This window comes from Streptomyces sp. NPDC053493, assembly GCF_044544825.1.
Taxonomy (GTDB): domain Bacteria; phylum Actinomycetota; class Actinomycetes; order Streptomycetales; family Streptomycetaceae; genus Streptomyces.
This window is the reverse complement of sequence record NZ_JBITXS010000008.1, coordinates 87,103-113,399: the sequence shown is the minus strand read 5'-3', so window position 1 is coordinate 113,399 and position 26,297 is coordinate 87,103. Positions and strand designations below refer to the sequence as shown.

Genomic DNA, 26,297 nt, shown 5'->3' with positions numbered 1-26,297 from the left:
GGTCGGAGGTGTTCCCGCCGGGGAGGGGGCCCGGCGGGGACGACGGTCGCGGCACGGGCCGCGGGCGGGTCAGGGCCGCCGGGCGAGCCGGCCGGTGACGCCCGTCAGCAGGGCCTGGACCTCGGTGAGGCGCAGGGGCCGGGCCAGCAGGGCGAAGACGGCGGCGATCACCGCGGCGCCGGCGAGGCCGGAGGGCACCGGGCCGGCGGCGGCGGTCAGTTGGGCGACGGCCAGGGCGAAGCCGGCGGCGGGCACGGCGGCGACCAGCAGCCGCAGCAGGGCGTCTCCCGCGCCTCCCGACCCGGGCACGCCTCCCGCCCCGGCCGCGCCTCCCGTCCCGGCCGCGCCTCCCGCCTCCTTCGCGTACGGCTCCGCGTCCGCCCGCCCGTATGCCTGCCCGTACGCCTGCGCCGGGCCGTCGGCGCAGGCCGTGCGCGTGAGCCGGCGCCCGAGGACGTACGCCGTGAGGCCCCAGCCCGCCCACAGCGCGAGCGAGTAGCCGGCCGCCATGCCCGCGACCGCCCACCGGGCGGGCAGGACGGCGTAGGCGCAGACGGCGAGGAGCGCGTTGAGGCCGGCGATGACGAGGTTCAGGAAGAACGGCGTGCGGGTGTCGCGCAGGGCGTAGAAGGCGCGCGTGCACACGTACTGGCCGGAGAGCGCCACCAGGCCCGGCGCGAGGGCCATCAGGATCCAGGCCATCGACCGCACCGCGCCCGCGTCCGTACGGCCGTACTGGAAGACCGTGCCGATCACCGGCACCGCGAGCGCGAACAGGGCGCAGGCGGCCGGGACGATCGCGGCCGCGCTGGTGCGCTGGGCGTAGGCGACGTCCTTGCGGACGCCCGCGACGTCGCCCTCCGCCGCCGCGCCGCTCATCCGCGGCATCAGGGCGGTGACGAGGGCGACGGTGACGATGCCGTGCGGGACCATCCACAGCTGGTAGGCGTTGTTGTACGCGCTGAGCCCGGCGCCCTCGGCGAGCTGGCCGGCCGCCGTGGCGACCTTGGTGGTGACCCAGTAGGCGGCCTGGTTGGTGAGGACGAGCAGCACCAGCCAGCCGGCGGACCGCAGCGGCGCGGTGAGTCCGCTGCCGCGCCAGTCGAAGCGGGGCCGCCAGCGGAAGCCGGCCGCCCGCAGCGAGGGCAGCAGGGCGAGGGCCTGGAGGGCGATGCCCGCGGTGGTGCCCCAGCCGAGCAGCGCCGTCTCGCCGCTCGTGAGGCCGCCGCCGTCGGAGACGGCGATGAACAGGCCGAAGACGGCGACCACGACGACGTTGTTGAGGACCGGCGTCCAGGTCATCGCGCCGAACCGGCCGCGGGCGTTGAGCACCTGCCCGAGCAGCGTGAAGAGTCCCAGGAAGAAGATCTGCGGCAGGCAGGAGCGGGCGAAGGCGATCGTCGTCTCGCGCTGGGCGCCGGTGTAGTCGGTGTAGCCGTCGACGATCGCGGGCGCCGCGAGGACGGCGACGGCGGTCAGCGCGGTCAGCGCGAGCACGCAGACCGTGAGCAGCCGGTCGGTGTACGCGGCGCCGCCGTCCGCGTGCTCCTTTGCCGCCTTGACCAGTTCGGGCACGAAGACCGCGTTGAGGGCGCCGCCGAGCAGCAGCATGTACACGATGGTGGGCACGGAGTTGCCCATGGCGTAGCCGTCGGCGACGAGGCCGGTGCCGATGGCGGCCGCGACGACCGCGGACCGTACGAAGCCGGTGGCGCGCGAGACCAGCGATCCGGCGGCCATGAGCGCGCCGCTGCGCAGCACGGACGCCGTCTTCCCGCCCGCCGGACGTTCGGTGAGCGTCGCCGTCATCGACGGGCCAGATACGCCTGGAAGGCGCGGTACAGCGTGTGGTTGGTCGTGCCGGTCAACGGAGTCTCCCATTCCCCCAAGGTCTCGACGACCTGTCCGCCCGTGCCGAGCTTCCAGCGCAGCAGCCCGTGGGCACGGTCGTCCGGGTCGAGGGTGGAGGGTACCCCGCGCAGGTCGTAGACATCGGCTCCGACCGCGTGCGCGTCGAGCATCATGCGCCACTGCAGGGCGTTGGAGGGCCGGACCTCGCGGCGGTGGTCCGCCGACGCGCCGGTCTGGTACCAGACCCGCCGGCCGACCGTGATCATCGTGTGGGCGGCGAGGACCTCGCCCTCGTGGCGGGCGAGGTAGAGCTTCATCCGGCCCGGGTGCTCGGCGTTGAGGACGGCGTACTGGCGCTCGTAGTACGCGAGGGAGCGGCCGAGCCGGAAGCCGTCGCGCTCCTCGGTGACGCGCAGCAGCCGGTAGAACTCGGGCAGGTCGGCGGCCGAGCCGACGACGACCTCGACGCCGCTCTTGCGGGCCTTGCGGATGTTGCGCCGCCACTCCTGGTTGAGGCCGTTCCACAGGTCGTCTGAGCTGCGGCCGGTGAGCGGCACCTGGTAGACGTGCCGGGGCTGGGCGTCGGCGCCGTCCTCGCTGTCGCCGCCGCAGCGGCGCCAGCCGCGGGCCCGCAGCCGCTCGGCGACGGCCGAACCGAGCGGGTCGACCTCGCTGGCGAGGACGTCGGACAGCCGCCGGCCCGGACCCGTGTGCGCCTTGACGGTGGCGGCGGTCCAGCGGCGGTAGGCGGGCCCGGGCCCCATGCGTACGGCGAAGACGCCGGCGGCCCGCAGGTGCTTGAGGAGCGGTTCGAGCCAGCCGTCGAGGTCCGGGTCGGCCCAGTCGGCGACGGGACCCTCGGGCAGGTAGGCGAAGTACTTCCGGGTGCCGGGAAAGGCCCGCAGCAGCACCAGCGCGACGCCGCTCAGCCGGCCCGACCCGTCGCCCCAGCCGAGGAGTTGGTGGCTCCAGCCGTCCTTCACCTCGGCCCAGGCGGGCAGTTGCAGGAAGCTCGGCCCGTCGGCTCCGGTGGAGCGGGCGGTGAGGAACGCGCGGTACGCCTCGGGAGTGACGGGGCCGAGCCGCGGCGCCGGGCGGGCCGGGCGGGCGGGCGCGGGCGTCACGAGCAGCGCTGACACAACGGGAGCCTCCTTGTTCCGCCCCGTTCGGTGGTGGGGCGCACAGCAGGCTCACAGCCGGTGTTGACCGCTCCGCGCGAGGAATGTGACCGGACGATGACCGTTTCTCTGCAGCCGTCGTCACATGGCCGCCGGGCCGGGTGACCGGGCCCCGGACCGGCCTAGAGTCCGGTGCATTCCACCTTTTCCACTCCCCTCGCGGAGGTCTGTCCCGTGCTGCGGTCACGCATACGCATCCCCCTCTTCCTCCTCGCCGCCGTGTCGCTCACCGCCTGTTCGGCGGCGTCGGCGGACGAGGCACCCTCCCGGGCCGGCGGCGCGGACGCCGGCGCCGCGTCGGGCACGCCCGCGAAGGTCACCGTGGCGCCGCCGGCGGCGGGCCGGCCGGTGACCGTGACGGCGAGCGGCGGCTCCCTGGCCAAGGTGAAGGTGGTCGACGCGGACGGCGCCGAACTCACCGGCCGCACCGCCGGGGGCGGCGGCTCGTGGACCTCCGACCGCAAGGCGGCGCCGGGCGCCTCGTACACGGTGGAGGTGACCTCCCGCGGCGCGGGCGGCAAGGAGACGACGTCCCGGTCGACGTACGCGATCCCGGCGGCCGGCAAGGTCAACAAGCTGACCCTGGCGCCCGGCAAGAACACCACCGTGGGCGTCGCCCAGCCGCTGTCGATCGTGTTCGACCACCCGGTGCGGAACAAGGCCGAGGTGGAGAAGCAGCTGAAGGTCACCACCTCGAGCCCGACCGAGGGCTCGTGGGGCTGGCTCACCGACTACTCGGGCAAGGACCGGGTCGACTGGCGGCCGAAGAGCTACTGGAAGCCGGGCACCAAGGTCACGCTGGAGGCGACGCTGAACGGGACGGACTCGGGCGACGGCGGCGGCTGGTTCGTACGGGACTACCGCACCGGCTTCACCGTGGACTCCGTCGCCCGGGTCGTCAAGGTCGACCTCGACCGGCACCGGCTCACCGTCGAGCGCGACGGCCGCGCCGTCCGTACGATCCCGGTCTCCGGCGGCACCCCGGGCGGCGACAAGCGGTCCTGGCGCGGGACGGCGGTGCTGATGGCGAAGGAGGGCACGATCAACATGAACTCCGAGACGGTCGGCCTCGGCGACGCCTACGACAAGGACGTCGACTTCTCGATGCGCCTGACCTGGTCCGGCATGTACGCCCACGCGGCTCCCTGGAACGCCCCCTACTTCGGCCGGGCGAACAAGAGCTCCGGCTGCATCGGCATGAGCGACGCGGACGCCGCCTCCTTCTACGCCTCGGTCCGGGTCGGCGACCCGTTCGAGATCAAGGGCGCCGACACCAAGGGCGTCGTCGCACCGGGCAACGGCTACGGCGCGTGGAACCTGAGCTGGGAGCAGTGGAAGGCGAAGAGCGCGCTGAACGGCTGACCGGCCCCGGGCCGAGCCGTCTCACCCGCTTCGCCCCGGCAGCGGCGTGGCCCGGCCGGCCGGGCGCAGGCGTGCGGTCAGGAAGGCGATGATCTCGTCCCTGGCCCGCACGGTGGGATGCCCGGCCTCGTCGACGAGGTGGGCGGTGACGACGCTGTGCGGAGTGCCGACCACGTCGGCGAAGAACGGCGGCGGGCCGGCGTTCGCGGAACCGCCCGGAAGCACCCGGCCGTCGAACGCGTCGCCGAGCAGGGCCCGGTAGGCGGCGAAGCGCCGGCCGGTGCACCAGCGGTCGTCGTCGAAGCGGTAGGCGAGCACCTTCAGTCCGTCGCGCGCGACGCGGTCCGCCACCGCGCGCGCGTCCTCGTCGCCGATCTCGAGCCCGGCCGGGTCGTCCAGCGGCAACGACGGGTGGTTGACCACGGGCGCGACGACCGCCGGTTCGAGCGCCATGGTGAGGGCGAAGTTGCCGGTGAAGCACAGGCCGATCGCGCCGACGCCCGGGCCTCCGCAGTCGGCGTGCGCCTGGCGTGCGAGCCCGCGCAGCCAGGCGGTGACGGGGCTCGTCCCGCCTCCGGCGAACGCACGGAACTCGGCGCTGACACACGCCCGGCGGACCACCTCCATGCCCTCCTCGACCGTGGGAAAGGCGCCGTCGGTGCCGAAGAGCGAGGGAACGTGGACGGTGAAGCCGGCGTCGCGCAGCCACCGCGCCAGCCGCAGGACGTCGGGACTGATGCCGGGCATCTCCGGCATCAGGACGACGGCGGGCCCGCGCCCCGCCACGTACACCGTCTTCACCACGCCCGCCACGTCCACGCTGCGGCGGGCGAAGTCCGTGATCGGGTCGTCGGGTCGTGCACCGGAAGTGTTCATGGTGTCAGCGTGGCCCGGCGTCCCGGCGTGAGGTGAGGGGCGAGGTCGCCAGCTGTGCGGGTAATCTCGCCGCCGGCGGGGCTCGGTACCGACGGCAGAGGACGGACGGCGGAGGACGGACGGCGGAGGACGGACCGCGGGAGACGGACCGCGGAAGACGGACCGCGGAAGACGGACCGCGGAAGACGGACGGCGGACTCGGGAGGGGCGGCGTGGGAAGGACGGGCGTGAGCGCGCTGCGCGTCGGGGTCCTGGCCTATCCGGGCTGCTTCGCGTCCGAGGTGTTCGGCGTGCCCGACCTCCTGACGATGGCCCGGAACGTCGCAGGGCCGGACGGCTCGGGATACGAGGTGTCGATCGTCTCGCCGCGCCGGCGCGTCGCCGCGTCGGGCGGTACGGCCCTGGACGTGTCCCCGCTGCGCGAGGTGGACGTCCTCGTCGTACCGGGTTTCGAGCTCCTGCCGGGCACGGACGTGGCCGCGCGGCTGCGGCCGCTCGCGCCCGAGGTCGCGGCGATCCGCTCGTACGCCGCGGCGGGCACCGGAGTCGTGTCGATCTGCGTCGGCGCGTTCCTGCTCGCCGAGGCGGGACTCCTCGACCGGCGCCGGGCCACCACGGCCTGGCTCCTCGCGGACGAACTGGCCCGGCACTGCCCGCAGGCCGACGTCCGGCCGGAGTGTCTGGTCGTCACGGACACGGGAGTGACGACGACGGCGGCCTTCAGCGCCATGTACGACTTCGCGCTGGACCTGATCCGCCGGCACGACGGCGCCGGCGTGGCCCGGGCGACCGCGCGGGTGGCGCTGCTCGACGACGCGCGGTCCTCGCAGGCGCCCTACGTCGACGAGCGGCTGCTGCCGCGCGCCGGCGACGGGTTCTCCCAACGGGTCATGCGACGGCTCGACCAGGACCTGGGCGCCCGCTACGACCTGGGCGCGCTGGCGGCCGCGTTCGGGGTCAGCACGCGCACGCTGCTGCGGCGCTTCGCGGCCGAGACCGGCCGAAGCCCGCTGGAGTACCTGCAGGGCGCGCGGGTCCGGCGCGCCCGTCACCTCCTGGAGACGACGGACCGGACCGTGTCCGGCATCGCGGCCACGGTCGGCTACCGGGATCCCGGCACGTTCGCCGCCCTCTTCGCCCGGCACACCGGGCGCCGGCCACGCGACTACCGCGCGGCCTTCCGCCGCACCGGCTGACGGCCCGTTGCCCGAGGCCCGGCCGGGCCGGCCGGGCCTCGGGCAACGGGCCTCACCGGCACCAGGCGCCAAGCGTCCGGCCTCAGGCCTCTGTCCCCGGCCCGGTCGTCAGACCTCCGCCGCGCGCATCTCCCAGAGGAGGACCTCCGCGTCGGCCGTCGCCAGCAGTGCCAGGTCCTTCGCGGCCGTCAGCCGGGCCGCGTCGCCCGCGGTCAGTTCCTCGCCCGCCAGCCGTACCGCGCCCCGCACCACGTGGACGTACACGGAGTCGGCGTCCGGGACGGCGGTGCGTTCGCCGAGTTCCAGGCGGCGGACGTGGAGGAGGGCGCCGGCCGCCGGAAGGGCGTAGGGCGTGGCGTCGGAGATGCCGCGGACGACCTCGTACTCCGGCTCGCCGCCGGCCTCGCGCGGGGCCAGCCACATCTGGACGAAGACCAGCGGTTCGGTGCCGTCGTTGCGTTCGACGTGGCGGACGCCCGCCGCGGCGGACAGCCGCTGGACGTCGCCGGGCCGCACGACCGTCGCGCGGCCGGTGGTGTCGCGGTGGGTCAGCTCGCCGCGGACCACCCAGGTGACGATCTCGGTGTGGCTGTGCGGGTGCTCGTCGAAGCCCGCGCCCGGCGCGAGGCGCTCCTCGTTGCAGGCGAGCAGCGCGCCGAAGCGGAGGTTGTCGGGGTCGTAGTGCGGCCCGAAGGAGAAGGCGTGGCGGGTGTCGATCCCGGCCTCGGGGTCGCCGCCCGCGTACCGCTCGGCGGCGCGCTGGATGCGTATCACGGGCTCACGGTAGCCCTCGCGGTCGTCGCCGAACCGCCCCGACCCCGCACGCGGCCGTCCCGATAAGGCACTCTTGTCCCCGTGTCTGAACCCGTGAACGCCGCTCACCCGCACGCCGCGACCCTGAAGCGCCTCGAACAGTCCTCCGGGCGGCTCGCCGCCAACGCCATTGCCCGCATGGACGAGACGCTGCCGTGGTACCGGGCGATGCCGCCCGAGAACCGGTCGTGGATCGGTCTGGTCGCGCAGGCCGGTATCGCCGCGTTCACCGAGTGGTTCCGGCACCCGGAGACCCCGCAGGCGATCTCGACCGACGTGTTCGGCACGGCGCCGCGCGAGCTGACCCGGGCGATCACTTTGCGCCAGACCGTGGAGATGGTGCGGACCACGATCGAGGTCATGGAGACGGCGATCGAGGAGGTCGCGGCGCCGGGCGACGAGAGCGTGCTGCGCGAGGCGCTCCTCGTCTACGCCCGGGAGATCGCCTTCGCCACCGCCCAGGTGTACGCGCAGGCCGCGGAGGCGCGCGGCGCGTGGGACGCCCGCCTGGAGTCGCTGGTCGTCAACGCGGTGCTGTCGGGCGAGGCGGACGAGGGCGCGGTCTCGCGGGCCGCCGCGCTCGGCTGGAACTCGCCGGAGAACGTGTGCGTGGTGCTCGGCACCGCCCCGGACGGCGACAGCGAGCTGACGGTGGAGGCCATCCGCCGCGCGGCCCGGCACGCCAAGCTGCAGGTCCTGACGGGTGTGCTCGGCGACCGGCTGGTCGTCATCGCGGGCGGCAACGACAATCCGCTGGCCGTCGCGAAGGCCCTGATCGGGCCGTACGCGGCCGGTCCGGTCGTCGCGGGTCCGGTCGTCCCGGACCTGCTGGCCGCGACCCGGTCCGCGCAGGCCGCCGCGGCCGGTCTGAAGGCGTGTTCGGCCTGGCAGGACGCGCCGCGTCCGGTGCTCGCGGACGATCTGCTGCCGGAGCGCGCGATCGCCTCCGACCCGTCGGCGCGTGAGCAGCTGGTGGAGGAGATCTACAGACCGCTGGAGGAGGCGGGCTCGGCGCTCCTGGAGACGCTGAGTGTCTACCTGGAGCAGGCGAGCAGTCTGGAGGGCGCCGCCCGGATGCTGTTCGTGCACCCCAACACCGTGCGCTACCGGCTCCGACGTGTGACCGATGTCACCGGCTGGTCACCCTCCGATGTCCGTTCGGCGTTCACCCTGCGGATCGCGCTGATTCTCGGGCGCTTGGCCGACGCGGATACGCAGTCCTAGACTTTTGTCGAACACCAACAATTCCCCCGACGGTTCTTCGTCCTTGTCCCCACGGGCGCCCAGGACCGTCCCCAAGAGAGAGTGTGAGGGTGCTCGTACTCGTCGCTCCCGGCCAAGGCGCCCAGACGCCCGGCTTCCTGACTCCCTGGCTCGAACTCCCCGGTGCCGCCGACCGCGTCGCGGCCTGGTCCGACGCCATCGGGCTCGACCTTGCCCACTACGGCACGAAGGCGGACGCGGACGAGATCCGCGACACCGCCGTGGCCCAGCCGCTGCTCGTCGCCGCGGGTCTCCTCTCGGCCGCCGCTCTCGGTGACGTGGCGCCCGGCGCCGTCGCCGGTCACAGCGTCGGCGAGATCACCGCGGCCGCCTTCGCGGGCGTCCTCGACGACACCGCCGCGCTGCGTCTCGTCCGCACGCGTGGTCTGGCGATGGCCGAGGCCGCCGCCATCACGCAGACCGGCATGTCCGCGCTGCTCGGCGGCGATCCCGAGGTGACCGTCCCGCATCTGGAGAAGCTGGGTCTGACCCCGGCGAACGTCAACGGCGCCGGCCAGATCGTGGCCGCCGGCACCCTGGAGCAGCTGGCCGCCCTGGAGGCGGACAAGCCCGAGGGTGTGCGCCGTGTCGTCCCGCTGAAGGTCGCCGGCGCGTTCCACACGCACCACATGGCCCCGGCGGTGGCGAAGCTGGAGGAGGCGGCCCGTGAGCTGTCCCCGGCCGACCCGTCCGTCGCGTACGTCTCGAACAAGGACGGCCGGGTCGTGACGGACGGCGCGGACGTCATCGCCCGTCTCGTCGGCCAGGTCGCCAACCCGGTCCGCTGGGACCTGTGCATGGAGACCTTCCAGGAGCTCGGCGCGACCGGCCTGGTCGAGGTGTGCCCCGGCGGCACCCTGACCGGCCTCGCCAAGCGGGCCCTGCCCGGTGTCCGCACCGTGGCCCTCAAGACCCCGGACGACCTCGACGCGGCCCGCACGCTGATCGCCGAGACGACGGCAACGGCCTGACAAGGAGTGTCGAGAAGCATGGCGAAGATCAAGCCCAGTAAGGGCGCCCCGTACGCGCGCATCATCGGTGTCGGCGGCTACCGCCCGACCCGTGTGGTGCCCAACGAGGTGATCCTCGAGAAGATCGACTCGTCCGACGAGTGGATCCGCTCGCGCTCCGGCATCGCGACCCGCCACTGGGCGTCCCCCGAGGAGACCGTCACCGCGATGTCGGTGGAGGCGTCGGGCAAGGCCATCGCCGACGCCGGGATCGACCCGGACCAGATCGGCGCGGTCATCGTCTCGACGGTGTCGCACTTCAAGCAGACCCCGGCCGTGGCGACCGAGATCGCCGACAAGATCGGCGCCGGCAAGCCGGCCGCGTTCGACATCTCCGCCGGCTGCGCGGGCTTCGGCTACGGCCTCACGCTCGCCAAGGGCATGATCGTCGAGGGTTCGGCCGAGTACGTCCTCGTGATCGGCGTGGAGCGGCTGAGCGACCTGACGGACCTGGAGGACCGCGCGACGGCCTTCCTGTTCGGCGACGGCGCGGGCGCCGTGGTCGTCGGCCCTTCGGACGAGCCGCACATCGGCCCCACGGTGTGGGGTTCGGAGGGCGACAAGTCCGAGACGATCAAGCAGACCGTGCCGTGGAACGAGTTCCAGGTCGGCGACGTGTCGAAGCTGCCCCTCAACGAGCAGGGCGAGGTCAAGTTCCCGGCCATCACGCAGGAGGGCCAGGCGGTGTTCCGCTGGGCCGTCTTCGAGATGGCGAAGGTCGCCCAGCAGGCCCTGGACGCCGCCGGCATCTCGGCGGAGGACCTGGACGTCTTCATCCCGCACCAGGCCAACATGCGGATCATCGACTCGATGGTGAAGACGCTCAAGCTGCCGGAGCACGTCACGGTCGCCCGTGACGTGGAGACCACCGGCAACACCTCGGCCGCCTCGATCCCGCTCGCGATGGAGCGGCTCCTGGCGACCGGGAAGGCCAAGAGCGGCGACACCGCGCTCATCATCGGCTTCGGGGCGGGTCTCGTCTTCGCCGCGACGGTCGTTACCCTCCCCTAGGCACTCCGGATCTTCCGGAAGCCTTTTTCACAGCACACACAAGAAGGAGCGCCAGCATGGCCGCCACCCAGGAAGAGATCGTCGCCGGTCTCGCGGAGATCGTGAACGAGATCGCCGGCATCCCGGTCGAGGACGTCGAGATCGACAAGTCCTTCACCGACGACCTGGACGTCGACTCCCTGTCCATGGTCGAGGTCGTCGTCGCCGCCGAAGAGCGCTTCGACGTCAAGATCCCGGACGAGGACGTCAAGAACCTCAAGACGGTCGGTGACGCGACCAACTACATCCTGGAGCACCAGGGCTGATTCGGTCCTTGCTGACCCGGTCCGCCACCCAGCGGTGGCGCCGTTTTCCGACCATCACACACATGGGAGAAAGAATTCCTGTGAGCTCGACCAATCGCACCGTGGTCGTCACCGGTATCGGCGCAACCACTCCGCTGGGTGGCGACTCCGCATCGACCTGGGAAGGTCTGATCGCGGGACGCTCCGGCGTCAAGGCCCTGGAGGGCGAGCGCTTCGAGGAGCTGCCCGTACGCATCGCGGCGCGCGTCGCCGTGGAGCCCTCCGAGGTGCTTCCCCGTCCGCTGGCCCGCAAGCTGGACCGCTCGGCGCAGTTCGCGCTGATCGCGGCCCGTGAGGCCTGGGCCGACGCGGGCTTCACCGCCCCGGCCGGCGAGGACGGCACGATCGCGCCCGAGCGGCTCGGTTCCGTCATCGCCTCCGGCATCGGCGGTGTCACCACCCTGCTCGACCAGTACGACGTGCTGAAGGAGTCCGGTGTCCGCCGCGTCTCCCCGCACACCGTGCCGATGCTTATGCCCAACAGCCCCTCCGCCAACGTGGGTCTGGAGGTGAACGCCCGGGCGGGCGTGCACACCCCGGTCTCCGCCTGCGCGTCGGGTGCCGAGGCGATCGGCTACGCCGTCGAGATGATCCGTACCGGCCGTGCCGACGTGGTCCTCGCCGGCGGCACCGAGGCGGCGATCCACCCGCTGCCGATCGCGGCCTTCGCCAACATGATGGCGATGTCCAAGAGCAACGACGAGCCCGAGAAGGCCTCCCGTCCGTACGACAAGGGCCGCGACGGCTTCGTGCTCGGCGAGGGCGCGGGCGTGATCGTCATCGAGTCCGAGGAGCACGCGAAGGCGCGCGGCGCGCGGATCTACTGCGAGGTGCTCGGCCAGGGCCTGTCGGCCGACAGCCACCACATCGCGCAGCCCGAGCCGACCGGCCGCGGCATCGCGGCGGCGCTGCAGCACCTGCTCGACGGCACCGACCTGAAGCCGTCCGAGGTCGTCCACCTCAACGCCCACGCCACGTCGACGCCGCAGGGCGACGTCGCCGAGATCAAGGCGCTGCGCAAGGTCCTGGGCGACGACCTGGACCACGTCGCGGTCTCCGCGACCAAGTCGATGACCGGCCACCTGCTCGGCGGCGCGGGCGGCATCGAGACCGTCGCGACGGTCCTGGCGCTGCACCACCGGCTGGCCCCGCCGACCATCAACGTCGACGACCTGGACCCGGAGGTCGACGCCGACATCGTCCGCGGCGAGCCGCGCGAGCTGCCGCAGGGCACGATCGCGGCGATCAACAACTCCTTCGGCTTCGGCGGGCACAACGTGGTCCTCGCCTTCCGTACGGTCTGAGTCCGCCGGTCGCCGCCCTCGAGGCCGGTGACCGTACACCGAAGGCCCCCTGCCAAAACGTCCCGGCAGGGGGCCTTCGGTGTGTCCGCGCTGGGAGGCGATTGGGAGGCGCGCGGAGGGAAAGGCGTCAGACGACCTGGTGGAGCCACCGGACCGGCGCGCCCTCGCCGGCGTAGCGGAAGGGCTCGAGCTCGTCGTCCCACGGCTTGCCGAGGAGCTTGGCGATCTCCGCCTCCAGGGCGGTCTCGCCCTGCGCCGAGCGGGCGAGGGCGGCGCGGAGCCGGTCCTCGGGGACGAGGATGTCGCCGTGGATGCCGGTGACGGCGTGGAAGATGCCGAGCTCGGGAGTGGCGCTGTAGCGCTCGCCCTCCGCGGTCGGGCACGGCTCGGCCGTGACCTCGAAGCGGAGCATCTGCCAGCCGCGCAGCGCGGAGGCGAGCTTGGAGGCGGTGCCGGTCTCGCCCTGCCAGGAGAACTCGGCTCTCCAGGTCCCTGGGGACGCGGGCTGGCGGATCCAGTCGAGCTGGACCCTCGCACCGAGGACGCCCGCCACCGCCCATTCGACGTGCGGGCAGAGCGCGCGCGGTGCGGAGTGTACGTACAGGACTCCACGTGTCGTCACCGGGACCTCCAGTGTGGGACGAGGTTCGCCTTTCCCAGCGGCCTCAGTAAACAACATCACGAAGAAGCGGCTTCGCAAACCCCCAAAATGGGGACAGCATGTGACGTGATGTAATTTACCGGAGCCGATCGGCTTCGGGCGCCTCTGGTTCGACGGGGGAAAAGCTACCGTGCCGCGCCCGCATCGGGGTGACGTACGGTCGGTCGGAGGCGGGTGGACACCAAGCTTTCACTCGCGAGGACGCCGAGGAAGGGCCCGGGGATGCGCGCGCGACAACGTTTCCGCACCGGTGCGGCGGCGGTGGCGCTGCTGTGCGCGGCGGCGTTCGCCGGCGGCTGCTCGGCGAGCGTACCGGCCGACGGGACCAGGTCCGTACCGGCCGCGTCGAAGCCGGGGCCCAGGCCGACGCCGAAACCCGCGCCGAAGCCCACGCCGAAGCCCGCGCCCGTGTGGAACGTCTCTCCCGGTTCCGTCGCCGCCGTCGGTGACTCCATCACCCGCGCGTACGACGCCTGTACGGTCCTGGCGGACTGCCCCGAGGTCTCGTGGGCGACGGGCACGGACGCGGCCGTCAACAGCCTCGCGCTGCGGCTGCTGGGTCCGGGCGGGGTCGCCGGGCGGAGCTGGAACCTGGCGCGCAGCGGCGCGCGGATGGCGGAGCTGCCGGAGCAGATGGCCGCCGCGGCGGCCCGGCGGCCGGAGTTGGTGACGGTCATGATGGGCGCCAACGACGCGTGCCGGGCCCGGGCGGAGGACATGACGCCGGTCGCGGACTTCCGCGCCTCGTTCACCGCGGCGCTCGGCAAGCTGCGGGCGGGCGCGCCGAAGGCGCAGGTGTACGTGTCGAGCGTGCCGGACCTGAGGCGGCTGTGGGAGACCGGGCGGGTCGTCCCGATGGGCCGTCAGGTGTGGAAACTGGGCGTCTGCGGCTCGATGCTGGCCGACCCGGAGGACCTGGGCCCGGCGGCCGAGGCGCGCCGGCGGACGGTGCGCGACCGGGTGGTGGCGTACAACGGCGTGCTGCGCGAGGTGTGCGCGAAGGACCCGCACTGCCGCTACGACGGCGGTGCGGTCTTCGCCTTCGCCTTCGGCCCGGCCCAGCTGAGCCCGTGGGACTTCTTCCACCCGGGCCGGGACGGCCAGGCGCGGCTCGCGGAGATCGCGTACCGGCAGGTCACGGCGAGCGGGCCGCCCCGCTAGCCCCGGACACGACCTAGCTCCGGGACCAGCCCCGAACGCGACCGCGCACGCCCGGCCCGCCGCCGCCGACGCGGAAAGGGCCCCGGAGCAGGTGTCAGGTCCGCTCCGGGGCCGGTCTTCGCGGGGCCGGTCGGCGGGGCCGGTCTTCGCGGGGCCGGTCAGACGTCCAGGCGCGCGGTCAGGCGCGCGTCCGCGAGGGAGTGGGCGGCGAGGACCTCGTAGCCGCCGGAGACGAAGGTCCAGCCGCCCGCCGCCTCGTCCCAGATCTCGAAGGCGCGGCGCGGCAGTTCGACGGTGACCTCGACGCTCTCTCCCGCCGCGGCCTCGACGCTCGCGAAGCCGGCCAGCCAGCGGGCCGGGCGCTCCACGCCGTCGGCGACCGGCGCGAGGTAGATCTGCACGACCTCGCGGCCGGTGCGTCCGCCGGTGTTGGTGAGGCGGACGGTGGCGGCGTCCGGTCCGACGACGAGGGAGTCGTAGGACCAGGTGGTGTAGCCGAGGCCGTGGCCGAAGGCGTACGCGGGGACGGCGCCGGCCCTGTCCCAGGCCCGGTAGCCGATGAACACGCCCTCCGCGTAGTCGAGTTCGCCGTCGGTCGGGGTGACCTCGGTGACCGGGACGTCGGCGAGGGCGACGGGCCAGGTGGTGGGGAGCCGTCCGCCGGGCTCCTCGGCGCCGGTGAGGACGTCGGCGAGCGCGGCGCCGCCCTCCTGGCCCGGGAACCAGGTGAGGAGGATGGCGGCCACCTCGTCCCGCCAGGGCATCTCGACCGGGGAGCCGGCGTTGACGACCACGACCGTGTTCGGGTTGGCGGCGGCGACGGCGCGTACGAGGTCGTCCTGGCGGCCGGGCAGGGCGAGGTCCTTGCGGTCGAAGCCCTCGGACTCGACGCGCTCGGTGGTGGCGACGACCACGACGGCGGTGTCGGCGGCGCGGGCGGCCTCGACGGCTTCGGCGATCAGTTCGTCGGGGTCGCGGCGCGGACCGAGGTGGACGAAGGAGAACATGACGGCCGGCAGCGGGGCCGCGAACTCCTTGTCGAGGGTGTGGCGGAGGGAGACCTCGACGGTCTCGCCCGCGGTGAGGGCGACCCGGCCGCGCTCGACGGGCGAGCCGAAGAAGGCCTCGAAGGGATCGGTCTCGGGGCCCATGGCCTGCACGCCGTCGAAGAGGGTGCGCCCGTCGACGGTGAGGGTGTAGGCGCCGAGGCCGCGGGTGCCGAAGGAGTGCTCACCGCTCTCGCGCGGGGTGAAGGTGCCGGTGACCTCGATGGAGGCGAGGGTGTCGTGGGTGACGCCGGCCGGGAGGTCGTCGCCGATCCACTGGACCTGGCCGTTGGGCAGGCTGCCCTCGCCGAGGATCGCGCCGGCGGCGTCGCGGCAGACGGCGCGGAGCGTGAAGCCCTGGTCGGCGGGGGCGAGTTCGTCGCTGGGGTCGGCGCCGACGGAGAAGGTCAGCAGGCCGTCGGGGAGCGCGGCGGTGAGGCCGTCGAGCGGGGAGACGGTGTGGTCGGGGAAGACCTGGGCGGAGCCGCCGCCGAGGACGCGGGCGTCACGGGCGGCGGCGCCGGAGAGCGCGACGGAGGTGCCGGCGGCGAGCGGCAGGGCGCCGTTCTCGTTGCGGACGAGGACGAAGCCGCGGCGGGCGATCTCGCGGGCGAGCGCGTCGCCGTCGATCCGCTCCAGGGCCGCGGCGTCGGCGACGACGGGCGGGGCGTCGTCGAGGGCGCCGACGCGGGCGGCGAGCCGCAGCACGTTCCGTACGGCCGCGTCGACGGCCTGCTCCTCGACCTCGCCGGCCCGGACGGCGGCGGCCAGGGCCGGGCCGTACACGGTCTGCGGGCCGGGCATGGCGACGTCGAGGCCGCCCTCGATGTCGCCGGTGGTCGAGCGGGCGGCCATCCAGTCGGAGACGTTGGCGCCGTCGAAGCCCCATTCGCCGCGCAGGACCTCGTTGACGAGGTACCGGTGCTCGGTCATGGTCGTGCCGTTGACCTGGTTGTACGCGGTCATGATGCCCCAGGGGTGGGCGTTCTTGACGATGGCCTCGAAGGGCGCGAGGTAGAGCTCGCGCAGCGGCCGCGGGGCGATGCGGTTGTCGACGGTGAAGCGGTCGGTCTCGGCGTCGTTGCCGACGAAGTGCTTGACGGTGGTGCCGACGCCGCCGTCCTGGACGCCCTGGACGTAGCCGGTGCCGAGGGCTCCGGTGAGGTACGGGTCCTCGCTGTAGGCCTCGAAGTGGCGTCCGCCGAGCGGTGTGCGGTGCAGGTTGACGGTGGGTGCGAGGAGGACGTGGACGCCCTTGCGGCGGGCCTCCTGGGCGAGCAGTCGGCCGGCCCGGCGGGCGAGGGCCGGGTCCCAGGCGGCGGCGAGCGCGGTCGGCGAGGGCAGGGCGACGGACGGGTCGTCGGCGGTCCAGCGGACGCCGCGGACGCCGATGGGGCCGTCGGACATGACGAGCGAGCGCAGGCCGATCTCGGGCAGCGCGGGGAGCGACCACATGTCCTGGCCGGCGAGCAGCCGGGTCTTGGTGTCGAGGTCGAGCTTGGCGAGGGCCGCCTCGACGGCCTGCTCGCGTACGGCGTCCGCGCCGTCCGCGCCGCCGGCGCCGGTGTCCGCGCCGGTGTCCGCGCCGGTCTGCGCGCTGGTGTCTGCCACGGCCGTACCTCCTCGTTGGGTCCTGGTGCGGCCATGGTGACCCGACTACCTGTAGATCGGTAGGTTACGTTACTGTTTCGTTATGGTGTCCATGGCGTACGGTCCTCTCGACAGGGACCTTCGGAAAGGGGGACGGGCGATGGCACGGGCCAGGAGCGAGGAGCGGCGGGCGGAGATCGTCCGCGCCGCCCTCGAGGTGATCGCCGAGCGCGGCTACCGCGGCGCCTCGCTCGGCGCCGTGGCCGAGCGGGTCGGGCTGACCCAGCAGGGCCTGCTGCACTACTTCCCGACCAAGGAGGCGCTGCTCGTCGCGGTCCTGGAGGAGCGCGACCGCTGGGACACCAGCGGCGCCCGCGACCGCGAGCACTGGCGGCTCGACCTCATGGAGTCGCTGGTCGAGTACAACGCGATGCGCCCCGGCATCGTGCAGACCTTCTCGGCCCTCCTCGGCGAGAGCGTCACGGAGGACCACCCGGCCCGCGCCTTCTTCACCGAGCGCTACACCCAGGTGCGGGAGAACATGGCCGAGGTCCTGCGCGCCGAGTTCGGCGACGAACTGCCCGGCGGCCTCACGCCGGAGCGGGCCGCGCCGCTGCTGACGGCGGTGATGGACGGACTGCAGTACCAGTGGCTGCTCGACCCGGAAGCCGTGGACATGCCGGCGTCGTTCCGGGACTTCCTCGCGCTCCTGAAGGAGGACAAGGAAGGCCGGGTGAAGGCGCCCTAGCGTCAGGCGCGTTGGCGCGATCAGCGCCGTGGCGCAGGGGCGGGCGGGGCGGAATACTTCCGGGCGGCCCGTCTTCGCCGTACGGAAGGACTCCCGTGCCCCCGCTCCGCACCGCGCTCGCCCTCGCCCTGACCCTGACCGCCCTGGCGCCCGCCGCCCCGGCCCTCGCCGTGCAGGCGCCCTCGCCCGCCGTCACCGTCGAGGAGGCCAGACTCGACCGGGCCGCGCCCCAGGAGATCCTGCGGCGCTCCGGATTCGCCTCCCTCGCGCCGGAGTTCACGGCCGCCCTCGCGCACGCCCGCTCCGCCGCGCAGGCCGAGCGGACGGTCGTACGGTACGGATCACGGCTCTGGCAGCGGGCGGTGGACCGGGCCCAGGGCCGCGGACCGGCGGGCGGCGACCTCAGCCGGGACGACGACCGGCCGCTGTACTGGGCGCGACTGTCCCTCAGCCGAGAACTGCGCACCTGGCAGCCGGAGTTCGGTCTCACCGACGAGGCCAGGGCCCGGCTCCTCGACCGGCTGGAGCGGACCTCGCGCGGCCAGGACACCCTGCGCTACCCGGCCGGCAAGGGCGTGAAGCGGATCCTCCTGACCGGTTTCGACCCCTTCACGCTCGACCGGGACAGCCGGATCAGCAATCCCTCCGGGGCCACCGCCCTCGCCCTGGACGGCACCTGGCTGCGCACCGCCGACGGTTCGCTCGCCCGGATCGAGACCACCGTCTTCCCGGTCCGCTGGCAGGACTTCGCCGACGGCACGGTGGAACGGACCCTGGCCCCGCACCTGCCGGAGGTGGACCTGTTCACCACAGTGAGCCAGGGCCGTCCCGGCCGCTTCGACGTCGAGCGGACCAACGGCGCCTGGCGCGGCGGCTTCCCCGACAACGACAACGCCTCGCGCACCGGGACCGTGCCCGTCGACGATCCGGCCACCCAGCCCCAGTGGACCTCGACGACCCTCCCCTACGCGGCGATCACGGCGGCGGCCACCGGCCGCTTCCCCGTCCACGACAACACCTCGGTCACCGAGCTGCCGGCCGGGTCCGACGCCGCCGTGGTCCGGCCCGACGGGCCGACGCCCGGATCCCGCGCCCGGGCGGGCGGCGGCGGGAACTACCTCTCCAACGAGATCGCCTACCGGGCTACCCTGCTGCGCGACCGCCTCGGCCTGACGGGCCTGCCCGGCGGTCATGTCCACACGCCGGTCCTGGAGTTCGGCCCGGGCAACACCGACCCGGCGACGGGCTCGGTCACCGACCACGCCTTCGTCCGCAACCGGCTCGACATCATCGCCCAGGTCCGGGCGATCGTGGCCGTCGCCGCGGGCTCGTCGGGCGCGTCCGGAACGTAGCGTCGTCCGCCCGAAGGCCGGGTGGGCGCCCGGACCCGGCGAGGCCCGACGCCTGACTTCAGCCGGCGACCGCGGCCAGGTCCTCGGCCGCGAGGGCCGGGTCGCGGGTCAGGGCGTGGTGGACGGCGTCCAGGACGGGCAGTTCGGCCAGGCCCGTCGCCAGGCGGACGTCCTTCGCGGCGAGGGCGACCGGGAAGTGGGAGCCGGTCGCGGTGGCGCGGGCGACGGCGCCGGCGAGCGGGCCCGCGGAGAGGGTGCGCAGGGCAAGCTCGCGGGGCAGGCCGAGCGCCTCGGCCAGGGCCAGGGCCTCGGCGACCAGGGCGACGCCGCCGATGACGACGTTGATGAGGACGAGCTTGAGGGCCGCGCCGGCGCCCGGACCGCCGCAGGCGGTGACGGTGCCGAAGCGGTCGAGGACGGCGGCGACGGGCGTGGTGTCGCCGCCGGCGAGGACGGTCAGTTCACCGGCCGCCGCCCGGTCGACGCTGCCCATGACGGGCGCGTCGACCAGGGTGACGCCCTCGGGGAGCCGCGCGGCGAGGGCCCGGACGGTGTCGGGGCCGACGGTCGAGGTGTCGATCCAGTGGGTGCCGGGGCGCAGCGCCGGGATCATGGACTCGGCGACGGCGAGCGCGGCGGCCGGGTCGGCCAGCATGGTGACGACGACGTCGGCGCCGGCGACGGCCTCGGCCGGGCTCGCGGCCCGGACGGCTCCGGCGGCGACGAGCGGGTCGGCCTTGCCGGGCGTGCGGTTCCAGACGGTGAGCGGGTGGCCGGCGTCGAGCAGGCGCGCGGCCATGGGGAGTCCCATGGAGCCGAGGCCGAGGAACGCGATCTTCTGCGGGTTCTTGTCCATGGCCTCGACGCTAGGTCCGGCCACGGCATGCGACAAGCGAATGTCTAGCATGGCTGCCATGTCCGCTGCGCATGGTTTGTACGAGGTGTTCCTCGCCGTCGCCCACGAGGGCTCCTTCACGGCCGCCGCCCGCACCCTCGGCTACACCCAGTCCGCGGTCTCCCGCCAGATCCGGACACTGGAGGACGAGACCGGCGCGGCCCTCTTCGAACGGCTGCCGCGCGGCGTGCGGCTGAGCGAGGCGGGCCGGGTGCTGCTGCCGCACGCGGCGGCGGTCCGGGCCCGACTCGCCGTCGCGCGCGCCGAGTTGGCGGCGCTGCGCACCCTCGACGGCGGGCTGCTCCGGCTCGGCGCCTTCGCCAGCGCGAGCGCCGCGCTGGTCCCGCGGGCGCAGGCCGCCTTCCGGGCACGGCACCCGGGCGTCGTGGTGACCCGGGTGGAGGGGCCCTCGGTGAAGCACCTGGGCCTGGTCGCGGCCGGCGAGGAGGACCTGGCGGTGGTGAGCCCGGCGGCCGACCGGCCCGCGCCGGAGGGCGTGACGCTCCATCACCTCCTCGACGAGCCGATGCTGGTGGCGCTGGAGCGCGGGCATCCGTACGCGGGCCGGCGGGACGTGCGGCTCACCGCGCTCGCCGACGAGGAGTGGATCGTCGGCAACGAGCGCCTGGAGGACACCTTGTTCCGGCCCGCGGTGGCCGCCGGCTTCCGTCCTCGTACGGGCCTGATCGCGCACGACTGGATCGCCAAGCTGGGCGCGGTCGCGGCGGGCCTCGGCGTCACCCTCGTACCGGCGCTCGCGGCGGCGTCCGTGCGGCCGGACGTGGCCCTGGTGACGATCCACCCGGACGACGTCCCGTACCGCAGGATCTGCGCGGCGGTTCCGCCCTCGCCGACCGTGGCGGCGACCGCGTTCCTGGGACTGCTGCACGAGACCGCCCGCTCGCTGGAGGAGGAGGGAGTGGGAGGATGAAGGCCATGATCGTCGCTGCCACGCAGTTCGCCCCGGTCGCCGGGGACATCGCCGCCAACGTCCGCGCCACCGCCGACCTGATCCGGGCCGCCGGCGCGGCGGGAGCCCGGGTCGTCGTCTTCGCCGAGCTCTCCCTCACCGGTTACGCGCCCCGGCTGATCCGGGACGAGCCCGAGCTGGTGCTCACCGACGACGACCCTCGGCTCGAAGCCGTACGGGAGGCCTGCCGGGAGGTCTCGGCCGCGGCCGTGGTGGGCGGGCCGGGCCGCACCGCCGCCGGGCGGCCCGCCGTCACGACACTGGTCGTCGGCCCGGACGGCACGCTGCTCACCCGCTACGACAAGCGGCATCTGTACGGGGTGGAGGCCGAGGTCTTCGAGCCGGGCAGGGCGGACGGGCGCTTCGAGCTGGACGGCGTCCGCTTCGCGCTCGCCACCTGCTACGACAACCGCTTCCCTGAGCTGGCCGAGCGGGCCGCCGCCGACAACTGCCGGGTGTATCTGGCCAGTTCGGTGCTCGGCGCGGACAACGACTCGTTCGAGACGGTCTATCCGGCGCGGGCCCGCGACTTCGGTCTGTACGTGGTCCTCGGCAACGTCCTCGGGACGAACGAGGACGGCGTGGGCGGCGGCCTGGCGGGCGGCTGGGGCCCGGACGGGTCGCGGCTCGCGGACGCCGGCCCGGACAAGCCGGGGTACGCGCTCGTGGACGTGCCCGAGGACGTACGCGCGGCGGCGCCGGACGGCCGGTGAGGAACCGGCCGCCCGGCGCGGGACGCCGTCACGCAACCCCCTGCCCGTGACGGCGCCCGTCCCCTGACGGGGCGCCCCGGGTCTCGCCTTACGGGGCGGTCAGGCCCAGCGTGTACGCGCCGGAGCCGCTGTAGGCGTGGACCACGTAGCGGTAGTAGCCCGCGGTGCCGTTGTACGTGATGTCCTCGTCGGCGCTCTCGGTGCCGCCGACCGCCACGTCCGCCCAGCCGGACCCGTTCCACTTCTGCAGGTACAGGTCGAAGTCGGCGCCGGCCGGACCGCGCAGGCAGCCCACGTGGGTGCCGGAGGCCGGCGAGTAGTAGTACGAGCCGTCCGGCTGGGCCTCGGCCTGGCCGTCGGTGAGGCTGCCCTCGTAGGTGTACTCGGTGTCGGCGCAGCCGGTCGGCGGCGTGGTCGTGCCGACCGCCAGCCGGTAGGTGACGGTGTGCGTGGCGGAGCCCTTGCCGGTGACGGTGATCGGGTACGTGCCGTTGGCGGTGCCGGCCGCGACCTGGACGGTCATGGTCGAGGAGCCGCCCGAGGTCACCGAGGACGGGCTGAAGGAGACGGTGACGCCGCTGGGCGCGCCGCTCGCGGAGAGCTGCACGGTCTGCGCGCTGCCGCCGGTGGTGGTCGTGTTCACGGTCGAGGTGACCGAGGCGCCGGGCTGGACCGAACCGGAGGCCGGGTTCAGCGCGAGCGAGAAGTCCGGCGTGGTGGTGCCGCCGCAGTCGGTCTCACCGGACTGGGCCGGGACGCCGACCGCGTTCCAGGCGGTCTTCACCGCGTTGCACTCGGCGCTGCCGTAGGTGTTCTTGGCGCTGGACAGGGTCGCCTTGCGGGCGGCCAGGTGGTTCCAGGAGGAGGTCTTCATCAGCAGCGCGCCCATGAAGATCTTGCCGGCCTTCTGGATGCCGATGCCGGTCACGGACGACGGGCCGCCGGAACAGATGGGGCTCGCGGGCTTGCCGCCGCCCGGGTTGGAGCCCTCGGCGAGCAGGTAGAACCAGTGGTTCTGCGGGCCGGCCGCCGCGTGCACCTCGGTACCGGAGTTCAGCTGCGGGTAGCAGTTGGGGTCGCCGGCGAGCGAGGGGTTGTACATGTAGCGGATCGGCTTGTTGTCGCCGAGGAAGTTGAGCTTCTCGCCGACGGTGTAGTCCGGGGTGTCGTTGGGGTTGTTGGCGAAGTGCTCGGTGAGCGCGCCGAATATGTCGCCGGTGGACTCGTTCATTCCTCCGTTCTCGTTGGAGGAGCCGGAGCTGCCCGGGGTCTTGTCGAAGATCTCGTGGCCGTACTCGTGGGCGACGACGTCGATGCCGGTGAGCTGCATCGTGCCGTTCTGGTTGTGGCCGTAGGTGGTCTTGGTGCCGTCGTAGTAGGCGTTGACCTCGTTCAGGCCGGCCCGGGCCGGGACCATGCCGCCCTGTCCGTTCTGGCCGTTGTAGCCGAACCACTGCTTGAGCATGTCGGACTCGCGCTGGGCGGCGTACATGATGTCGACGCAGGCGGTCACGAGGTCGTTGGCGGTGCCGTTGCCCCACGGCGGCGTGCCGGTGTAGGCGCTGCCGTTCTGGCCGCCGCAGCGGAAGCCGGAGCGGTTCGGGTCGGTCATGGAGCTCGCGGCGGTGTCGATGGTGACGTTGCCGTTGTGGTAGCCGCGGCCGTCGGCGTGCAGGATCTTGTCGGTGGCCCGGGCGACCTTGCCGGTGCGGGCGTCGACGTAGGTGTCGAGCGAGCTGGGCAGGCCCTCGGCGGTGCGGCCGACGACCAGGGTGTGCCAGGTGAGGACGGGCTTGGCGCCCTTGAGGAGCACGGTCAGTTCGGGGCTGCTCGCGCTCTCGACGCCCGCCAGCTGGGCCTTGGCGGTGGCGAGGGCGGCGGCGGAGGAGACCGCGGCCCGGGTGGAGAGCCGGATGGCCGGGGCGGGCGCGGCGGCGACCTCGCGGACCTTGCCGGCGCTGTCGGAGACGACGACGGCGTCGCCGCCGGCGACCGGGAGGCCCTTGTAGGTGCGCTGGTAGGCGGCGTAGTAGAGGCCGCCGGCCCACGGGGTGACGGCGGTGCGGACGAGTTCCTCGTCCGTGCCGTGGCGCAGTCCGTCGAGCCCGCTGTCGGCGGCCTTGTCGGCGGCGGCGAGGGCGAGGGACCTGCCGTGCCCGGGCGGTACGGGCTGGGCCGGTCCTGCGCCGGTCGCGGCGGTGGCGGTGCCCGCGAGGGTGCTCGCGAGGCTCGCCGTCAGCGCGATCGCTGCCAGGGCCGCCGGGAGTCTGGTGGGGTGCACGTCTGCTCCGTTTCGGGTGGGGGGAGACGGTGGGACGCGCCGAGTATGGGCGTGAACATGCCCAGCGGGGGACATCCCACCGGCCATAAGACGTGCGTTATGCCGAACCCTTACGTCCGCCCTCCGGCGCTGCCTACGCTGGCCGGATGCAGTTGGAGTTGAGGCATCTCGAGGCCGTCTGCCGGATAGCGGAAGCGGGCAGTCTGGGGCGGGCGGCGGCGCGGCTCGGAGTCTCCCAGCCGGCCCTGTCCGCCCAGCTGAAGCGGATCGAACGGGCCGCGGGCGGCGAGCTGTTCGTCCGCGGCCGGCACGGCGTCGACCCGACGCCGCTGGGCGAGTTCGTGCTGTCCAGGGCCCGTCGGGTGCTCGGCGAGATGGACGCCCTCGCGGCCGGCGCCCGCGCCGCCGCACCGCATCCGACGCTGCGGCTCGGCTGCATCCTGCTCGTCCTGGTGGACGGTCTGATCGGACGCCTGGAGCGGGAGATGGCGGGCCAGGAGACCGAGATCGCGGTCAGCGTCGAGCACTCGGTGACCACGCTCGGCCGCATGCTCGGGGCCGGGCAGTACGACGCGATCGTGTACGGGGAGGTGGCCGACCACGAGGTGCCGCTGCCCGAGGGCGTGGTCGCCCGCACCCTCGTACCGAAGGAACCGTTCTGCGTACGGATGTCGGCGGCGCACCCGCTGGCCGGGCGGGACCGGATCGATCTCGCGGACCTCGCGGGCGAGACCTGGATGACGCTGGTCGAGGACGACGACGGCGGGCCGGAGGCGCTGGTCGACGCCTGCCGGCGGGCCGGCTTCACCCCGACGCTGCGGCACCGCATCGCCGACCGCAAGATGCACTACGACCTGATCGCGTCGGGGCGCGCGATCTCCATGAGCCAGCCCACCGCGCCGCCCGCCGAGGGCACCGTCCTGCGTCCGCTCACCGGCGACCCGATCACCGGCCGCATCCGCCTGGCCTGGCGTCCCGCCGCCCTCCCGGTCCTCCACGCCCGGCTCCTCTACCGCGCGGCGGCCCTCGCCTACCTGGACAACGTGCCGAACAACTCCTTCCACCGGACCTGGTGGGAGTCCCGCCCGGAGCTCCACCCGGACCTGGACTGAGGGTGGCGGGGGCAGGGGCGCGGGCCTCGGGACCGGCGGGGATGGCGGGGCCGTCCGGTCGCCGGGACCGGCGGGCCGCCGGGGTGGCCGGGCCGGCGCCGGGACCGGCGGGCGAGCCCATTCGGAGGCGGCCGTCTGCACCGGTCGGGCGGTCCCGGGCCGGGCGCGGAGTGTTCGCACGGCTCGGGCGCGGCGCGGAGCCATAGTGCGGGCATGAGAACCACCTCCCGCAGCCGCCGCTCGCGGCGCGTCCTCGGCGTCGCCGCGCTGTTCGCCGCGGCGCTCCAGATCACGGCCCTCGCCGCTCCCGCCGGGGCCGCCGCGCCGCCGCCCGGCGGGCACGAGGCGCCCCCGGCGCACGAAGCCCGGAAGGGGCACGACGGTCACGGCGGCCACGGCGGTGGCGGCTGCGTCCGGACCCGGCACCCGCTGGACGACCGGGCCCGCGCGGTCGTCGACATCGTCCGCAAGGCCAAGACCGACCTGCGTCTGAACGCGGTGCTGTTCCGGGTCACCGTCGACGGACGCGAGGTCGTCACGGACGCGCTCGGCGAGTCGATGACGGGTGTGCCGGCCGAGCCGGACATGCACTTCCGCGCGGGCTCGGTGGCCTTCGCCCACATCGGCACCACCCTGCTCCGGCTGGTCGAGCAGGGCCGGGTCGGTCTCGACGACACGGTGGAGCGCTGGCTTCCGAACGTCCCGCGCGCGCGGGAGATCACGCTGCGGATGCTGGCGAACAACACCTCGGGCCTGCACGACTACGTGACCGACCCGAAGTTCGACGCCGAGCTGGAGGCGCACCCGTTCCGCGCCTGGACGCCGGACGAGCTGCTCGCGTACCCGTTCTCCCACGACTTCTGGTACACCCCGGGCACCAACTGGAGCTACTCGCACGCCAACTACCTGCTGCTCGAACGGGCCCTGGAGCGGATCACCGGGCAGCGGATCGACAAGCTGGTGGAGGAGCAGGTCACCGGCCCGCTGGGCCTGCGCAACACCCGCAACGCCTTCACGCCGGAGATTCCCCGGCCGGTGCTGCACGCGTTCACGTCCGAACGCGGTCCGTACGAGGAGTCGACCTACTGGAACCCGTCGTGGACCACGGGTCCCGGCGCGGTCATCACCTCGGACGTCTGCGACATGACCCGCTCGGCGCGGGGCATCGGCAGCGGCGAGCTGATCTCGCCCGACTCGTACCGGACCCTGGTGAACCCGGGCACGGTGGGCCTCGGTGTCCCGACCGCGAGGTGCCCGGCCGACGTCTGTCTGCGGCAGACCGAGGCCAGGCACTTCGGCCTCGGGGTGATCGTCGCCAACACCTGGCTGCTGCAGAACCCGTCCTTCTCGGGCTACGCCGCGATCCAGGCGTATCTGCCGTCGAGGCGTCTGGCCATCGCCGTGTCCACGACCAAGAAGGCGGACACGCCCGACGGCAACACGGCGGAGGTGGTCGCCGAGCGGATCGCCGCGGCGCTCGCCCCGGATCACCCGCTCTCGCCCTGACGCCTCGCGCCGCGGCTCGGACGCCCGCGCGGCGGCTCAGGCGCCGTGGCGTCC

At 73.9% G+C, this 26,297-nt stretch carries 22 protein-coding genes; 14 read left to right on the top strand and 8 right to left on the bottom strand.

Features of this window, described 5'->3' with window-relative positions; translation table 11 throughout:
• Positions 1–69 precede the first annotated feature (69 nt).
• Together murJ and ACIGO8_RS22905 are read right to left on the bottom strand one after the other, a co-directional pair.
• Positions 70–1,809, bottom strand: coding sequence for a murein biosynthesis integral membrane protein MurJ (gene murJ / locus ACIGO8_RS22910; protein ID WP_399733636.1), 1,740 nt, complete (start codon positions 1,807–1,809; stop codon positions 70–72).
• Complete coding sequence (locus ACIGO8_RS22905; RefSeq protein WP_399733633.1) at positions 1,806–2,990, bottom strand: lipid II:glycine glycyltransferase FemX; 1,185 nt, start codon at positions 2,988–2,990, stop codon at positions 1,806–1,808. The genes murJ and ACIGO8_RS22905 overlap by 4 nt, the downstream gene beginning before the upstream one ends.
• A gap of 213 nt (positions 2,991–3,203) precedes the next feature.
• Here ACIGO8_RS22905 and ACIGO8_RS22900 point away from each other — a divergent pair, with 213 nt between their 5' ends.
• A complete protein-coding gene (locus ACIGO8_RS22900) occupies positions 3,204–4,391 on the top strand; it encodes an Ig-like domain-containing protein (protein WP_399733630.1) in 1,188 nt (395 codons plus the stop codon).
• A gap of 21 nt (positions 4,392–4,412) precedes the next feature.
• Here the strand turns inward: ACIGO8_RS22900 and ACIGO8_RS22895 are convergent, their stop codons facing one another.
• Entirely contained in the window at positions 4,413–5,267 is an 855-nt protein-coding gene (locus ACIGO8_RS22895) for a dienelactone hydrolase family protein (protein WP_399733627.1), read from the bottom strand.
• 227 nt (positions 5,268–5,494) lie between these two features.
• On the opposite strand from ACIGO8_RS22895, the gene ACIGO8_RS22890 reads away from it, so the two are divergent.
• Positions 5,495–6,463, top strand: a complete 969-nt coding sequence (locus ACIGO8_RS22890; RefSeq protein WP_399733624.1) for a GlxA family transcriptional regulator — start codon at positions 5,495–5,497, stop codon at positions 6,461–6,463.
• A gap of 108 nt (positions 6,464–6,571) precedes the next feature.
• Here ACIGO8_RS22890 and ACIGO8_RS22885 read toward each other — a convergent pair whose 3' ends face one another.
• Entirely contained in the window at positions 6,572–7,234 is a 663-nt protein-coding gene (locus tag ACIGO8_RS22885) for a pirin family protein (RefSeq protein WP_399734255.1), read from the bottom strand.
• Between the two features lie 84 nt (positions 7,235–7,318).
• On the opposite strand from ACIGO8_RS22885, the gene fasR reads away from it, so the two are divergent.
• From fasR to fabF, 5 genes are all read left to right on the top strand, one after another.
• Positions 7,319–8,500: a fatty acid biosynthesis transcriptional regulator FasR gene (gene fasR, locus ACIGO8_RS22880; RefSeq protein WP_399733621.1), complete on the top strand. Its 1,182-nt coding sequence runs from the start codon at positions 7,319–7,321 to the stop codon at positions 8,498–8,500.
• Positions 8,501–8,589: 89 nt separating this feature from the next.
• Positions 8,590–9,510, top strand: coding sequence for an ACP S-malonyltransferase (locus ACIGO8_RS22875; protein WP_399733619.1), 921 nt, complete (start codon positions 8,590–8,592; stop codon positions 9,508–9,510).
• Positions 9,511–9,528: 18 nt separating this feature from the next.
• Complete coding sequence (locus ACIGO8_RS22870; RefSeq protein WP_399733616.1) at positions 9,529–10,560, top strand: ketoacyl-ACP synthase III; 1,032 nt, start codon at positions 9,529–9,531, stop codon at positions 10,558–10,560.
• A 56-nt stretch (positions 10,561–10,616) separates the two neighbouring features.
• Positions 10,617–10,865, top strand: a complete 249-nt coding sequence (locus ACIGO8_RS22865) for an acyl carrier protein (RefSeq protein WP_399733613.1) — start codon at positions 10,617–10,619, stop codon at positions 10,863–10,865.
• A gap of 80 nt (positions 10,866–10,945) precedes the next feature.
• The gene (gene fabF, locus ACIGO8_RS22860; protein ID WP_399733610.1) at positions 10,946–12,208 is read left to right on the top strand and encodes a beta-ketoacyl-ACP synthase II; all 1,263 of its coding nucleotides are present in this window, start codon (positions 10,946–10,948) and stop codon (positions 12,206–12,208) included.
• A gap of 127 nt (positions 12,209–12,335) precedes the next feature.
• Here fabF and ACIGO8_RS22855 read toward each other — a convergent pair whose 3' ends face one another.
• A complete protein-coding gene (locus ACIGO8_RS22855) occupies positions 12,336–12,830 on the bottom strand; it encodes a DUF3145 domain-containing protein (protein WP_399733607.1) in 495 nt (164 codons plus the stop codon).
• Between the two features lie 261 nt (positions 12,831–13,091).
• Between ACIGO8_RS22855 and ACIGO8_RS22850 the strand changes: the two genes are divergently transcribed.
• The gene (locus ACIGO8_RS22850) at positions 13,092–14,030 is read left to right on the top strand and encodes a GDSL-type esterase/lipase family protein (protein WP_399733605.1); all 939 of its coding nucleotides are present in this window, start codon (positions 13,092–13,094) and stop codon (positions 14,028–14,030) included.
• A 158-nt stretch (positions 14,031–14,188) separates the two neighbouring features.
• On the opposite strand, the gene ACIGO8_RS22845 is transcribed toward ACIGO8_RS22850, so the two are convergent.
• The gene (locus tag ACIGO8_RS22845) at positions 14,189–16,687 is read right to left on the bottom strand and encodes a glycoside hydrolase family 3 protein (RefSeq protein ID WP_399733601.1); all 2,499 of its coding nucleotides are present in this window, start codon (positions 16,685–16,687) and stop codon (positions 14,189–14,191) included.
• A gap of 139 nt (positions 16,688–16,826) precedes the next feature.
• On the opposite strand from ACIGO8_RS22845, the gene ACIGO8_RS22840 reads away from it, so the two are divergent.
• Both ACIGO8_RS22840 and ACIGO8_RS22835 read left to right on the top strand, forming a co-directional pair.
• On the top strand, positions 16,827–17,414 hold the full coding sequence (locus ACIGO8_RS22840) for a TetR/AcrR family transcriptional regulator (protein ID WP_399733598.1): 588 nt from the start codon (positions 16,827–16,829) through the stop codon (positions 17,412–17,414).
• Between the two features lie 95 nt (positions 17,415–17,509).
• Positions 17,510–18,766, top strand: coding sequence for a pyroglutamyl peptidase (locus ACIGO8_RS22835; protein WP_399733596.1), 1,257 nt, complete (start codon positions 17,510–17,512; stop codon positions 18,764–18,766).
• 58 nt (positions 18,767–18,824) lie between these two features.
• Here ACIGO8_RS22835 and ACIGO8_RS22830 read toward each other — a convergent pair whose 3' ends face one another.
• Positions 18,825–19,622: an NAD(P)-dependent oxidoreductase gene (locus ACIGO8_RS22830; RefSeq protein ID WP_399733593.1), complete on the bottom strand. Its 798-nt coding sequence runs from the start codon at positions 19,620–19,622 to the stop codon at positions 18,825–18,827.
• 49 nt (positions 19,623–19,671) lie between these two features.
• On the opposite strand from ACIGO8_RS22830, the gene ACIGO8_RS22825 reads away from it, so the two are divergent.
• Together ACIGO8_RS22825 and ACIGO8_RS22820 are read left to right on the top strand one after the other, a co-directional pair.
• Positions 19,672–20,592 (top strand): LysR family transcriptional regulator, encoded by a 921-nt coding sequence (locus tag ACIGO8_RS22825; protein ID WP_399733590.1) that lies wholly within the window; start codon positions 19,672–19,674, stop codon positions 20,590–20,592.
• A gap of 5 nt (positions 20,593–20,597) precedes the next feature.
• A complete protein-coding gene (locus ACIGO8_RS22820) occupies positions 20,598–21,344 on the top strand; it encodes a carbon-nitrogen hydrolase family protein (RefSeq protein WP_399733587.1) in 747 nt (248 codons plus the stop codon).
• 88 nt (positions 21,345–21,432) lie between these two features.
• Here ACIGO8_RS22820 and ACIGO8_RS22815 read toward each other — a convergent pair whose 3' ends face one another.
• Positions 21,433–23,625: a M4 family metallopeptidase gene (locus tag ACIGO8_RS22815; RefSeq protein ID WP_399733584.1), complete on the bottom strand. Its 2,193-nt coding sequence runs from the start codon at positions 23,623–23,625 to the stop codon at positions 21,433–21,435.
• 146 nt (positions 23,626–23,771) lie between these two features.
• Between ACIGO8_RS22815 and ACIGO8_RS22810 the strand changes: the two genes are divergently transcribed.
• Together ACIGO8_RS22810 and ACIGO8_RS22805 are read left to right on the top strand one after the other, a co-directional pair.
• Entirely contained in the window at positions 23,772–24,737 is a 966-nt protein-coding gene (locus tag ACIGO8_RS22810; protein ID WP_399733581.1) for a LysR family transcriptional regulator, read from the top strand.
• 213 nt (positions 24,738–24,950) lie between these two features.
• On the top strand, positions 24,951–26,243 hold the full coding sequence (locus ACIGO8_RS22805) for a serine hydrolase domain-containing protein (protein WP_399733579.1): 1,293 nt from the start codon (positions 24,951–24,953) through the stop codon (positions 26,241–26,243).
• The last annotated feature ends 54 nt before the right edge of the window (positions 26,244–26,297 follow it).

Excerpts from the sequence above, each read along its gene's own strand:
- ACIGO8_RS22895 (WP_399733627.1), bottom strand. The coding sequence starts at position 5,267 with ATGAACACTTCCGGTGCACGACCCGACGACCCGATCACGGACTTCGCC.
- ACIGO8_RS22810 (WP_399733581.1), top strand. The coding sequence starts at position 23,772 with ATGCAGTTGGAGTTGAGGCATCTCGAGGCCGTCTGCCGGATAGCGGAA.
- ACIGO8_RS22825 (WP_399733590.1), top strand. The coding sequence starts at position 19,672 with ATGGCTGCCATGTCCGCTGCGCATGGTTTGTACGAGGTGTTCCTCGCC.
- ACIGO8_RS22805 (WP_399733579.1), top strand. The coding sequence starts at position 24,951 with ATGAGAACCACCTCCCGCAGCCGCCGCTCGCGGCGCGTCCTCGGCGTC.
- ACIGO8_RS22820 (WP_399733587.1), top strand. The coding sequence starts at position 20,598 with ATGATCGTCGCTGCCACGCAGTTCGCCCCGGTCGCCGGGGACATCGCC.
- ACIGO8_RS22865 (WP_399733613.1), top strand. The coding sequence starts at position 10,617 with ATGGCCGCCACCCAGGAAGAGATCGTCGCCGGTCTCGCGGAGATCGTG.
- ACIGO8_RS22840 (WP_399733598.1), top strand. The coding sequence starts at position 16,827 with ATGGCACGGGCCAGGAGCGAGGAGCGGCGGGCGGAGATCGTCCGCGCC.
- ACIGO8_RS22850 (WP_399733605.1), top strand. The coding sequence starts at position 13,092 with ATGCGCGCGCGACAACGTTTCCGCACCGGTGCGGCGGCGGTGGCGCTG.
- ACIGO8_RS22830 (WP_399733593.1), bottom strand. The coding sequence starts at position 19,622 with ATGGACAAGAACCCGCAGAAGATCGCGTTCCTCGGCCTCGGCTCCATG.
- ACIGO8_RS22870 (WP_399733616.1), top strand. The coding sequence starts at position 9,529 with ATGGCGAAGATCAAGCCCAGTAAGGGCGCCCCGTACGCGCGCATCATC.
- murJ (WP_399733636.1), bottom strand. The coding sequence starts at position 1,809 with ATGACGGCGACGCTCACCGAACGTCCGGCGGGCGGGAAGACGGCGTCC.